Source organism: Paeniglutamicibacter gangotriensis Lz1y (genome assembly GCF_000348945.1).
In the GTDB taxonomy this organism is placed as follows: domain Bacteria; phylum Actinomycetota; class Actinomycetes; order Actinomycetales; family Micrococcaceae; genus Paeniglutamicibacter; species Paeniglutamicibacter gangotriensis.
In genome coordinates this window covers 72748-84081 of the sequence record NZ_AOCK01000013.1, presented here as the reverse complement: position 1 = coordinate 84081, position 11334 = coordinate 72748, and the positions used below count along the sequence as shown (strand labels likewise).

Sequence of the window (11334 nt, the reverse complement as noted above, 5' to 3'; positions counted from 1 at the left end):
ACGAGCCGCGCGTAGTGGAAGCCCCGGCGGGCTTGTATGACGAAATCGCGCAGGACCTGCAGCAAATGCGCTTCGCCGCAGGCGACGTACCCTACGCCGAGATCGTTCGACGTATCGCGGTCCGCCGTGAACGCAACGGCGTGCAAGCAGGTCATGCCCGCCCCGCCCGAACTACCGTTTACGACGTCTTCAGGATCGGACGGACTCGGGTCAATCCGCATCTTGTCGGCGAAATCGCCGGCGCACTCGGGGCCTCGGACCTTGAAGTAGCGCAGTGGGAGGCGCGTTGCCTTCTCGCCAGAAAGAACCCTCCGGCGGCACCAATCGCCGTGCCCGAACCGGACCCGCCGACACCTCAGCCAGCAGTGGTCGAAACACAGACTCCGGCGAAAAGCCGCAAACTTATGCTGATCCTGGCATGTATCGGATTGAACGTTTTGGGGTTCACTGTCGTGGCGATGTTGGGGCTTCCGCTCTATTTCGACATGATAGGGACCGCCGTTGCAGCAATCGCGCTTGGCCCTTGGGCGGGCGTGGCCGTGGGGCTGTCAACAAACGCCATTGGATTGGCAATCACCGACTCTTCGTCGATTGCCTTCGGGCTGGTGAATATCGTCGGCGCCCTGGTGTGGGGATACGGGGCACGTCGCCTCCGGCTGTGCCAAACCCTCCCGAGATACCTGTTGCTGAATGTCTTGGTTGCGCTCAGCTGTTCGGTGATCGCATCCACCCTGCTGGTCCTGTTGTTCAACGGAGGAACCGGCCACGCATCCGAGTCCACTACCCGGAACCTCACGGCGATGGGAAACCCCCTGTCCGTGGCCGTACTGGGATCGAATGTGTTTCATTCGCTGGCCGATAAACTGCTCACCGGCTTCGTTGCCCTGGGGGTGCTGAGCGCCGTGCGCCGAGGCATGGAGGTCCCGTTCTACGACACCCTGAGCGCCGACACGATGCTCCATTTGAAGGCCGCCGGCAGCCCTCTTCTCGATGCCGGGCACGATTCCCGCCCAGCGCCCGCCCGACTGAAGGTCCGGACTGCACGGCTCTTGCCCAGGAAAGGCCGCCCGAAACCTGTCGCCGAGTTGCCATGAATCGACTCACTGCACGGGCCTGCTCGCCGGGCCGCATGCGTGCCTGAGGAGCAAGAGTCGAGCGAGGATGCCTCGTGCGCACTCACTGCCCGATGCGGCTCTGAAACTTATTCAGAAGTCGACTGCGGCATCTAGGTGAGGTTGACGCGCATCCTCAATTACTAGCAGCTAGTACTCGTGTGGGTAGGACGCCGAAGCTCGCTGGCACTCCGACGCCAATCCGGGGTCGGAGTGCCAGGGAGCCGTAGATACGGCCACCTCATCAGAAGGCGTGGAGAATTTCGTCAGCAGCCCGGCGGCCGGAGCGGATGGCGCCACCCATATAGCCATTCCAGATCGAGGAGGGTGCCGCGCTTCCCAAGAGCGACTTGGGCACCTCCGCCGTCCAGGGCCGGGCCGCCTTCGCGCCGGTCGGCTGATCATTTCGCTTCCCCATCCTGAGTCGGGGGCTGTACCTAGATATCCGGATACAGCCCCCGACTTCTTTGGAGATGGATTGAAGGAATCCGTAGCTGGAATCCGTGAAACACCTGGCTGCGGTCACGCACCGGAAATCGGTGTTCAGGCGGAGCTCGCATGGTTGATCTGCGACAGGTCCACCATGGTGTCGGCAACCCTGGACAGCGCCGCACGGTCGTGCGAAGCGATCAGGACCGCAGCCCCCGCAGCGGCGCAATCGGCCAGCACACCCAGGATTGCCGCGGTGGTCTCTGCATCAAGCTGGGCCGTAGGCTCGTCGCAGATCAGCACGTCCGGATCAAGAGCGAGCGCGCGGGCCACCATGGCCCGCTGAAGCTGCCCATCGGAGACCTCATGCGGATAGCGGTGCAGGAGCGCCGCATCCAACTGGGCCAGCTCGGTAAGTTCGGCGAGGCGCTCGGCATGATGCCGCGGGCGCGGACGCAGCGCACCATCGCGGAAGTCCAACGGAGCACAGACCAAGGCATCTAGACGCAACCTCGGATCCGCCGCAGCACGTGGGGACTGGAACACCATGCCCACGGACTGGCGCACCGCACGCGGCACCGTGGCCCCGGAGGCAAATCCCCGCCCGTTAATGAGCACGGTTCCCGAATCCGCGGGAACCATCAAGGCAGCCAAACGCAGCAATGTCGACTTACCGGCACCTGACGGGGCACTGAGCCCCGTGACTTCCCCGGAACCCACGCTCAGGTCCACCCCATCAAGCAGTCTCCCGGCGGCCGGATCGGCCCCGCGATGGGTGAAGGAGACACCTCTGAGTTCCAGGCTCATAGAGGCACTCCCAACCGCACGCCGGTCGCCGGCGGCGCGGGGTCGCCCAGCACGTCGGTCGCGGTGCCAGATTCAATGACCCGCCCCTCCTGGAGCACCGTTACGTAATCAGCGATGCGCCGGGCCAGCTCGAGATCGTGGGTGATCATGATGATGGTTACTCCTGCCGCGGCGCGGGCCAGCAGCAGCGTTTCCATGCGGCCGATCGTCTGGGCATCCAACGCGCTGGTGGGTTCGTCCACCAACAGGATCCGTGAACCCACGGCAACGCCCAGCCCGAGGGCCACCCGCTGGGCCTGCCCGCCGGATAATTCATGGGGGTAGCGGTGCGCCAGCGATTCGTCGATGGCCACGTCCCTCAGCGCCTGGAGGACGTCGGCCCGGGAGGCAGGCCGCCTTGCAACCTTGAGCGTTTGCCGCATTTGCGCGGCAACGGTGCGCACCGGGTTCAGCGCGGTGCCTGCCGATCCCGGGACCAGAACTGTTTCTGGCCCCCGTGCTTCAGCCAGCCCTGCTGTGTCGCGGGAACGTCCGTTGATGCTGATGTTTCCCGTGAAGCCGGCGCCGAGAGGCAGCAACCCGGTCAGCGTACGCAGCAGCAGCGACTTGCCGGCCCCCGAGGCCCCGAGGATGACGTTGATAGCCCCTGCCTCGGCCCGATAATCGACCCCGCGCAGGAGGCGCGAAGGTGTGTCGGTGCCCGTGGTCGAAGGGAGGAAAACGTCTAGGTTGCTGCTCTGGATCGCCGCGGGGGCAGGGGACTGGCGCACCGATGGATCGACCCTGGCGGCACCGGCTGCTGGGAGCGGGCCGCGGCCCTTGGTGAAGAGCCCGGACAACAGTCGGGGTATCGGGCCGCGCCTACGCCCAGGCCCCGCGGTATCCACCATCGACGCAGTGGACCAGCTGACTAACACCAGCAGCCCGGCGGGGAACACCAACAGCCACCATGCCCCGGCCAGTAGCCCGCCACGGGCATCCTCCAGCAGTAGGCCCAGTGACGCGGATTCGGGCGGCAGGCCAACCCCGAGGAACGACAGGGCGCTTTCGTGCCAAATGGCGTGGGGCAACTGCAGCACCAGCGCAATGGCTGCTTGTGGCGCGACAGCCGGAATTAAGTGGGTGCACCAGATGGCGGCCGTCGGGGCCCCCGAAGCCCGGGCCAGCTGCACGTAGTCCGCGGTGCGCTCGGCCAGCAACCGCGAGCGCACGATCCGTGCCACCTGGGTCCAGTGCGTCAAGGCTATGGACAACACGATCGCCCACCATTGTCCGCGCCACAGGGCCACGATCACTACCGCCAGCAAGAGGTGCGGCAAGGCGTTGGTGACATCCACCAGGCGCATGGCAATTCTGTCCACGGTCCCTCCGCGCCAGGCTGCCAGCAACCCCACCCCCACACCCAAGACGGTGGAAAAGACCGAGGCTAACAACGCCAGCAGCAGGGACATGCGCAAGCCCTGGGCGGAGCGGATCCATACGTCGCGGCCCAATTGGTCGGTGCCAAAGAAATGGTCGGTCGAGGGGACTTGCAGCACCGCGGACAGGTCCACGGCACGCGGATCCAGGGGTTGCAGCCATGGAACCAGCACGGCGTAGGCGAGGGCCAGGCCCAGCAGCACCAAGGGCACCAGGCGAGGCTTAAACATCGCTCACCCGTGGATCAAGGACCAGGTAGCAGGCGTCCGCCAAAGCGGACCCGGCAAAGACCGCCGCGCAGGTCAGCGCGGTCACCGCGGCAAGCAACGGAAAATCCCCGGCCGTTGCCGAAGACACCGTCGCCGAGGCTAGGCCGGGCCAGGAGAACACCGCCTCGACGAGCAGCGCCCCGGTGACCAGTTCGCCCAGCCGGGAACCGAGCACCGTGATGAACGGCAACAACGCCACCGGAAGCACGTGGGTACGCAGCACCGTGAACTCGCCCAACCCGCGTCCGCGCGCTGCCAGCACCGCATCGGACTCCAATGCCTCGAGCATCGAGGCCCGTAGATTCAGTACCAACCATGGCAGTAGGGTCACGGCCAGCACGCCCACGGGCAGCACCAGATGCAGGGCAAGGCCGCCGATGGTGGGGTCCAAGCCTCCCGAGGAAGCGCCTCCGGCCGGCAAACCCAGACCGATCGCGAAGACGGCAATGGCCACCAAACCCAACACAAAGGGCGGGATCGCCTGGGCCAGGTGCACCAGGCCCAAGGCCACCGCGTCGATCAGCGAGCCGGGACGCCGGGCAGCACCCACCGCCAGCAGCACCGAGAGTGCAATGGCCACCAGCAGTCCGAGCCCCACCAACAACGCGGTGTAGGGCAGGCGTTCGGTGAGCACCTGGGCCACGGGTTGCCCAAAGACCCTGGATGTTCCCCAGTCTCCGCGCACCACCGAGCCGATCCAACGGCCCCAGATCGCATACCAAGCGTCATTGAGCCCCAGCTGTACGGCCAGCGCCTCGCGTTGAGCCGGCGTCGCATGTTCGTATTGCGTGCCCAAGTATTGGGCCAGCGGGTTGAACGGGGCCAATGATGCGAGCCAGAAGACCGCGGCGGTGATCCCGGCGGTGGCCGGAACCCCCACCAGTGCCCGGCGACCGAGCAGGGAGAAGACCTCGCGTGTACGCGAACGCCGCGATGCCGGACTCAGTGCCGGGACTCGGGCGTTCATGGTTTCGGGACCCAGTCGCCGATCTTGGCCCACGGACCCCAGGCGGTGCCGTGGTCGTGGGGTTCGAGTAATGTTCCGGTGCCCTGCCAGGTCTCGGAGACCGAGGCTCGCTGGATGTAGGTGTGATCGATGAAGGCCAGCAGGACCATGGACGGGTCCTTGACGTAGCGGCGTTGGACCTCGCGGTAGGCTGCGGCACGCTTGGCGGGATCCAGGGAGGTGCGCCCGGCTTCCAAGGCCTTGTCCATGGCGGGGTCCGCGAACCTGCTGGGGTTGTCGTAGTAGGCACCGGTGGCCGGGTAGGTGGAATGCAGCATCTTGTACAGCTGGGTGTCCACGTCGTACGGGGTGTCGCCCCCGCCGAGCATGATCGCGTCGGTGCCTGCCCGTGGCTCGGCGGTCTCGAACGTCGCCGCCTCGACGGACACATCGATGCCCAGCTGCTGCATCTGCGCCGAGAAGGCTAGGGACAGGTCGCGGCGCATCGCATCGCCGGGGTTGTACATGAGCGTAAATGCCGCCGGGGTCCCGTTCTTCGAGCGCATCGAGTCGCTCCCGGCCACCCAGCCGGCCTCATCGAGCAGCGCTGCGGCGCGCTGCGGATCGTGGGCAAAGACGGCGGAGGGATCAAACGCCTCCCCGTACTCTGCCGGCACAAAGGTATGTGCCGGGCGCCCAGCACCGGCCAGCACCCCGTCGATCAGTACCTGCCGGTCCACCGCGAGGTTCAGTGCCAGCCGAACCTGCGCATCGCCAGTGAGCGGATTGTCGGCAGGAAGTGAGAGCCCGCGCCAGTCAGCGGAGGTGGCCACCACTTCATCGAATTCCGGATTCGTGGCGAAGCTCTGGGCCAGTCGCGGGGGCAGGACTGTGCCATCGAAATCGCCGGCCATCATGCGTTGGGCGCGGGCGTTGTCGTCCGGTGCTGCCTCATAGGTGACGCGTTTGACTGCGGCCTCCCCGTCGCGGAAATCCGGGTTGGCCACCAGGACCAAGCGTGCGGGGCCGATGGAATCTACCCGGTAGGGGCCGGTGCCCACCGGTGCGCGATTAAGCACCGATTCCTCCACGCGTTGGCCGGAAATCACGGCCTCGGACGGAGCGATGCCGATGAGTAGGGCGGTTTTGAAGGAAACTTGGGATTCGCGCAAGGTGAATTCAACGGTGTGTGCGTCAAGGGCCTTCACTTCCGCGAGGTTGGTCAGGGTGCCAAGAATGGGTGAAGCGCTCGCCGGATCCATGATGGTCTGGTAGCTGGCGACCACGTCGGACGCTTCAAAGGTGGTTCCGTCGCTGAATGAGGCATCCGTGCGCAGCGAAATGGTCCAGGTGCGGGCATCGGACGAAATTTTCGGCTCGTCCGCGGCTAGCAGGGGTACGATCTGCGGCAGCTGATTGGGCGATCCCTCGAGGGTGTACAGCGATTCGTTGATCTTGCCCGTACCGTTGTTGTCGAATCCCGCCAGTGGATTCAGCGTCTCGGGCAGTGCCGGGGTCAACAGGGCCAACGAAGTGTTCTGCCCCGTGGCGTCGCCGTTGCCCGGGGCCGAGAGTGCACAACCGGTGGTGACCAATAGAATGGTGCCAAGAACTGCCCATGGCGTCAGTGATGTGAGTTTGCGCATGTTGCGGGCTCTGGCCTTTCGCGTCGGTCACCGGGGCGTGTGTGAGGGGAGCTTTCCCCCACCTTACATCTGTGTGAGCAGACAGATGAGGGGTTGAGGAATAGACACCGGTGAGTTCACGCACCAACAAACGAATTTCGACCTAGAGAGGGGGATCACCAGATGCCGGAAACGGAACACGGCAGGATCGGGGCGGACGCGGTGGCCGCATCCGAAGACAGCATGCCCGACTGGATCGACGTTTTTGCCCTCTGTGCGGATGCCACCAGAATGAAGATCCTCATTGCCATGCATGCGGCCCCGGATTCCTCGGTCAGCCAGCTGGCAGCCGCCACGTCCTTGGGCGCCAACACCGTCACCCAGGCACTGGCCACCTTGTATAAGGCCGGGGTGGTGGATGTGCGGGCCGATGGCCGCTACCGCCGCTGGATTCTGACCCATCCGGACGTGCATCGGCTGTTGCACCAGATGCAGGCACCGCACTCGGCCTTGCATCCCGAGCACCACGAACCCTAGAAACTTTCTTGAGCTAAATCCGGCTTCATTGCAAGCACTTGTAGTCCTAGGAGAATGAGATTCTCGACGGTTGTGGGACGGCCGCCGACCGTACGAGGTCGTCGTGTCCGAAGATTCAGACCACAAGTGCAAAAGTCCGCGGTTTTCATGCGACCTCACTGCCACAGTCATGAATAGCAATGAAAATCGCCTTTGCGGCAGCTAAGGCTGCCACAAAGGCGATCAATTTACAGTTTGAGCGAGGACTACTTTTTCGGCGGCTGCCCTTGTACGAAGACGGCCTTGCGCAAACTTAACCTGGATTTCCGCTACAGATCGAAATCCGGATCTTTTCGCAGTTCTTTGGTCAGCGAAATTCCCAGCAGCGCAACGATGATCGTGAATGGCAACGCGGACAGCATCGCGGCCTGTTGCAAGGCTGCCAGCCCGCCGACAAGAAGAAGAAGCACTGCGCAGAGGCCGGTAAGGAAACCCCAAAGAGTCAATACCGGCCGGGTCGGCGACAAATGTCCCTGGCTGGACATCATGCTCAGAACATAGGTGTTCGCATCGGCGCCTGAGATGAAGAACAGGGCTACAAGAATCATGGTGATCACGGACGTGAGCGGAACCAGCGGTAGCTCGTTGAGCATTGCGAAGAAGGCCGAATTCAAGTTCTCCGCCGTTTGAGCAGCGATGGTGGCTCCCTCCATCTCAAACTTAATGGCGGTTCCGCCAAAGATGGAGAACCATGCGAAGAAAGCCAAGCTGGGGACACAGAGGACACCGGCGACGAATTGGCGGATCGTTCGGCCCTTCGATATTTTCGCCAAGAAAACTCCGACGAACGCTCCCCAGCTGAGCCACCAGGCCATCATGAAGTAAGTCCACCCCTGCATCCACTGCAGGTCATCGGGGGTGGAAGGAGTGAGTAGAGAAACCTGGAAGAAATCGTTGGCATACTGGCCGACGGACCGGAAGAAGATATTTCCGACGAAGCTGGTCGGGCCGAAAAGCAGCACAAAAAGTGCGAGCCCGGCCGATAGCGCCATCGTGACCTGACTGATGTACTTGATGCCACGGTTAACTCCCGACAATGCCGAAAGCGTGAACAACACGGTGATGATGGCGATGATGATGACTTGAACACCGATGCCGGTAGGCAGCCCGAAAACCCGATTGAGTCCTTCTTCGATCTGAGCCGCACCCAAGCCAAGGGACGTTGTGGTGCCAAACAGTGTGGCAAGGATGGCAAATACATCAATGAGCTTTCCGAACCATCCATCCACCAAGCGCCCCAACACGGGGCGCAACATGGGGGACACCAACCCCGGACGACCCTTGCGATGAGTCGAATATCCGATGGCAAGACCGAAGACGCCGAATACCGCCCACGCATGGGGGCCCCAATCGAAGAAGCTGAATTGCAGCGCTCGCACAGCGGCCGCCATTGTTTCTGGCTCTTCTAGAGCATGCGGGGGAGCCATGAAATGCGAGATTGGTTCTGCGACGCCGTAGCTGATCAAGCCAATTCCCATCACGGCGGAAAGGATCATTGCCAGCCATGCCCACGTGGAGAATTCAGGTCTGTCGTCGTTCGAACCGAGTCGAATTTTGCCGAAACGGCTGGCGCCCAAATAGACCATCAGGCCGATACACCCCAGCGTCACCAGCAGATAGCTCCAGCCGACAGACCGCGCAATCCAATCCATGCTGCTCGTCATGAGTTCACCCAAGCTACTTGGGGAGATGCTGGCCCAAAGCAGGAACGCAGCAAGCACGATCAATGACGCCCAGAACACGGCACCAATTCGGGCCTTTTGGTCGTTCTGTGGCGCTGGGCCTCGTTGAGTCGCACCAAGACTCGATTTCTTGGCAAGTGTCTTCTCGACCATAACGGTCTCCTACATTAATGTGCATGGTCCGCCTGAACAGCCGGGCGGCTTAGTGTGTGGTGCTCTAGCGGGAATTTCCCGGCTATTTCGTTCTTGTTCGGTCGACTAGGGGAAAGCTTTCTGTGATTCCGGGCCATTCGAGGGCTCGATAAGAATCAAGAATGTATGACTAAAAGTAAGATTTGGCCTGATATCTAGGCATGATTCCAATATTCGGTGTGGCCTGGGGCGGCTCGAGGGGTTTAGAAAGACGTGTGTTTTCCGCCGCGGACAGTGAAATACAACTGAGCCAGCTTCACGATTACATGGTTATGGGTCCCATCATCCAAATCTGGCTTCAAGAGCACCAAGGCGCGTTAAGTCGCGCGGAAACCGAAGTGAAAAATGATATCAGTAATGTAAGGGCACTGTCTCATCGTCCCTATCGAGGAACTCCCGATGGCCGTCCCTCTCGAGAGACTCGAGGTTAGCCCCGTTGTAGAAGCGTCCGGCCTTGTAGACCATCGGCCCGATGTCGGTGACCTCAGCATGGCGAACACGGCAGAAAAGGATCGTGTGGGTCTTGGCCCGAAATCGTTCGCGAAATTCCGCTTCGATCATGGCCGAGAAATAATCTACCAATGGGCTGCCCTCTGGACCTTGAAGCCACGCGATCTCCGCGAACTTGTTTGGCCTGCTTGAATTCCAGCTGGCAACGCTCGAACCGTTGGGCCGGGTCGAGGCCGCCGTGGTGCTGGACATCGCTGCCACGCCGGAGCAATTGGCCAGCCGGGCAGCGGCCTGGCGGCAAAAGCGTGCCTAGCGTCAGAGAGCTCCGGGTGCGGTGCCGGAATGGGATCCCGTCCGACATCGCACCCTTTGCCGTATCCGGGGCGGGGTGCAGCGTTCCCCCAGGGAACGGACTCGACAGCCCGGGCGCACAACGTGTTCGGTCGACATCCGGGACTCCCTCCGTCGCCAGGCTGGGCGCGGTACCAAGATCGATGGCGCCCACGCAGGGACGATCGCAGCCATGGGGATGGGCAGCTGTCCCGTACGCTGTGGCATGTGAACACGAATCGAGCCCACAACAAGCTGCCGGTGCCGTTCCGTTGGCTGTGGGCAGGTGCCTCCGTGAGCAACCTCGGGGACGGAATGCTGCTGGCCGCGGGCCCGCTCCTGGTCACCACCATCACCCGCGACCCGTTGGCCGTGGCTCTGGCGCTTTTTGCCCAACAGGTCCCGTGGGTGCTCTTCGGGCTGTTGGCCGGTGCCGTCGTGGACAGGGTGGATCGGCGCAAGCTGATGATTCTGGTCAACTTCCTGCGGATGCTGGTTATGGCAGCCCTGGCTGTGGTCATATTCTCTGGTGCCTTGGGTCTTCCGGTGCTTTACGGGGCGCTGTTCCTGTTGGGCACCGCGGAGACCTTTGCCGATAACGCCTCCACCTCTTTGATCCCCGCACTGGTGCCCAGCAGCCAGTTGGGCCTAGCGAATTCACGACTCTTTGGCACCATCACGGTGAGCAACCAATTGGCCGGACCACCGCTGGGTGCCTTGCTCTTTGCCATGTCCCACGCCCTCCCCTACGCGGGATTCGCCGTGCTGCTGACGCTGGCCGTAGTGCTCTATTCAAAGGTTGCGGTGCCATTGCCGGCACCTGGGAGCACCGGCCCCGCCGGCACGTCGATGCTATTGGAGGTCCGGGAGGGGCTGGGCTGGATGCGCAGACACTTTGCCGTGCGCGCCCTGGCCATCTTGATCACCAGCTTCAACATCACCTTCGGGGCCACCTTCGCGATGCTGGTGCTCTATGCGACGGGGCAGCTGGGGCTCGGCGATGTGGGCTACGGCCTGCTGATCAGCGCCAGCGCCGTGGGCGGCATCATCGGATCCATCCTTTTCCCGTGTTTGGAGCGTAAGTTCAGCTATGCTTCGCTGCTGCGCACCGGACTGGTCCTAGAAACCCTGACGCATGTGGTGCTGGTACTCACCCACCAGGCCTGGCTGGCGATGAGCGTCCTCTTCCTCTTCGGAGTCCATACGCTGGTCTGGAGTTCGGTCTCCTCCACCGTTCGCCAACGGGCGGTCCCCGAGAGGCTGCGCGGCCGGGTGAACTCGGTTTACATGCTCGGCGGCGTGGGCGGCATCGCCGCCGGGGCCCTGCTCGGCGGGGTGCTGGGCCAGCTCTTCGACTATCGTGCACCGTTCTGGTTCGGTTTTGTCGGATCCTTCATCGTGCTGCTGCTGGTCTGGAAGCCCATGACCCACATCGCGATGGCAGGCAGTACCGGGGACGAGGGCCGGCCCGGAGCTTAACGCGCGGTGGCCGTGCCC

10 protein-coding genes are annotated in these 11334 nt (G+C 63.1%); 4 read left to right on the top strand and 6 right to left on the bottom strand.

The genetic code is table 11. From position 1 onward, the window contains the following. Positions 1–32: 32 nt before the first annotated feature. Positions 33–1094 carry an ECF transporter S component gene (locus ADIAG_RS18240; protein ID WP_152426214.1) on the top strand — a complete coding sequence of 354 codons (1062 nt, stop codon included), beginning with the start codon at positions 33–35 and terminating at the stop codon, positions 1092–1094. Between the two features lie 561 nt (positions 1095–1655). Here ADIAG_RS18240 and ADIAG_RS18235 read toward each other — a convergent pair. The 4 genes from ADIAG_RS18235 to ADIAG_RS18220 are packed head-to-tail and all read right to left on the bottom strand — an operon-like array spanning position 1656 to position 6628. After that, complete coding sequence (locus tag ADIAG_RS18235; protein ID WP_007272910.1) at positions 1656–2348, bottom strand: ABC transporter ATP-binding protein; 693 nt, start codon at positions 2346–2348, stop codon at positions 1656–1658. Beyond that, positions 2345–3997: an ABC transporter permease subunit gene (locus ADIAG_RS18230; protein WP_007272909.1), complete on the bottom strand. Its 1653-nt coding sequence runs from the start codon at positions 3995–3997 to the stop codon at positions 2345–2347. The genes ADIAG_RS18235 and ADIAG_RS18230 overlap by 4 nt, the downstream gene beginning before the upstream one ends. Beyond that, positions 3990–5003 (bottom strand): ABC transporter permease, encoded by a 1014-nt coding sequence (locus tag ADIAG_RS18225; RefSeq protein WP_007272908.1) that lies wholly within the window; start codon positions 5001–5003, stop codon positions 3990–3992. The genes ADIAG_RS18230 and ADIAG_RS18225 overlap by 8 nt, the downstream gene beginning before the upstream one ends. Continuing rightward, positions 5000–6628 (bottom strand): ABC transporter substrate-binding protein, encoded by a 1629-nt coding sequence (locus ADIAG_RS18220; RefSeq protein ID WP_007272907.1) that lies wholly within the window; start codon positions 6626–6628, stop codon positions 5000–5002. Before ADIAG_RS18220 ends, ADIAG_RS18225 begins: the two co-directional genes overlap by 4 nt. Positions 6629–6790: 162 nt before the next feature. Between ADIAG_RS18220 and ADIAG_RS18215 the strand changes: the two genes are divergently transcribed. Beyond that, positions 6791–7144, top strand: coding sequence for an ArsR/SmtB family transcription factor (locus ADIAG_RS18215; protein WP_007272906.1), 354 nt, complete (start codon positions 6791–6793; stop codon positions 7142–7144). Positions 7145–7452: 308 nt separating this feature from the next. Here ADIAG_RS18215 and ADIAG_RS18210 read toward each other — a convergent pair whose 3' ends face one another. After that, on the bottom strand, positions 7453–9018 hold the full coding sequence (locus ADIAG_RS18210) for a BCCT family transporter (RefSeq protein WP_007272905.1): 1566 nt from the start codon (positions 9016–9018) through the stop codon (positions 7453–7455). Positions 9019–9408: 390 nt separating this feature from the next. Next, positions 9409–9639, bottom strand: coding sequence for a hypothetical protein (locus tag ADIAG_RS21090; RefSeq protein WP_407636058.1), 231 nt, complete (start codon positions 9637–9639; stop codon positions 9409–9411). Positions 9640–9682: 43 nt separating this feature from the next. Between ADIAG_RS21090 and ADIAG_RS22300 the strand changes: the two genes are divergently transcribed. Further along, positions 9683–9820: a hypothetical protein gene (locus tag ADIAG_RS22300; RefSeq protein ID WP_235045961.1), complete on the top strand. Its 138-nt coding sequence runs from the start codon at positions 9683–9685 to the stop codon at positions 9818–9820. A 245-nt stretch (positions 9821–10065) separates the two neighbouring features. Continuing rightward, positions 10066–11316 (top strand): MFS transporter, encoded by a 1251-nt coding sequence (locus ADIAG_RS18200; protein ID WP_007272903.1) that lies wholly within the window; start codon positions 10066–10068, stop codon positions 11314–11316. Positions 11317–11334: the final 18 nt, after the last annotated feature.